The sequence below is a fragment of the Sebaldella sp. S0638 genome, assembly GCF_024158605.1.
Taxonomy (GTDB): domain Bacteria; phylum Fusobacteriota; class Fusobacteriia; order Fusobacteriales; family Leptotrichiaceae; genus Sebaldella.
The window spans coordinates 1-1,037 of the sequence record NZ_JAMZGM010000268.1 but is presented as its reverse complement, the minus strand read 5'-3'; the positions used below and the strand labels follow the sequence as shown (position 1 = coordinate 1,037).

General features: G+C 34.7%; 1 pseudogene. It reads right to left on the bottom strand.

The features are described from left to right. Positions 1–1,037: pseudogene (locus NK213_RS20185) on the bottom strand (hypothetical protein); the annotation flags it as partial.

Here is a 1,037-nt window from a genome sequence, read left to right as displayed (position 1 = left end):
TCAATAAATCTTAGGAACTGTCCTTTTACCTGTTCTATATTGCTGTTATCAAGGCTGTTTTTCCCTAATTTCTTTTTAAGCCTATTCATATCAAAGTTTTTTAAATATGAATCGTAGAACTGCTCAAGGCTTTTTGAATCTCTTGAGGTGTATTTCCATGCATCTCCAAAATACTCGTCAAATGACTGATTTAAAGTATTGTAAGAATCTTTTGTTTTTGATCCGAATAACTTTCTTTTCTTACTTGTACTATGGCCTGTGGCTGTTATATTCTCATCAAACAGCTCTCCCGTTTTGTTTATCAGGTTATCGTAGTAACTTTTCTGCTTTGCTATATTTTTATCTGAAGTATCATTTGCAATATTCTGAATAAGTTTTGTATTTAAATCTACTATAGAGCCTGTCAGGTCGTTTATACTTTTTATGAGGTCCGTATTTTCTTTGAACTGTTTCTCATACCATTCAGCTGCTTTTTTTCTTTCTTCCTCATTTTTAGCTTTTTGCTTCTTACTGCTTCCAAAGCCTAAAAGGTCTCCTGCACTTCTGAATAATCCTACTCCTGTTGTTACAAGTCCTGTTACCATTCCTATTCCACTCGTTACATTACTTAGAAAGCCTCCTACACCTCCAAGTATTCCACCTAGTTTTGAATTACTTGTAAGACTGGTGTTTTTTAGGCTTTCTGCTAAGGCTGATAGACTTTCTACTGTTACAGCAAGATTTTTAAGGAAATCATCTTTTAATACTTCTCCTGCTGTACTTAAATGTCCTGCCAGTTCATCTAATTGACTTTTCACTGTATCAAATAGAGTAAGATTTGCTATGCTTCTTACTGCCATATCTGAACTTGTTGCAAGTTCTTTTAATGCCTCTATGAATCTTTTTTGATATTCTTCCTGATCTTTTCTGTAATCTCCGCTTGGTTTAAAGTCTGCCATTACTTCCCTGAAAGCATTTCCAAAAGCTTCATTATATTTATCCCGGTATATCCCGCCTATATCTGTTCCCTGTACTGCCTTATCGAAGAGGTCTTTTAC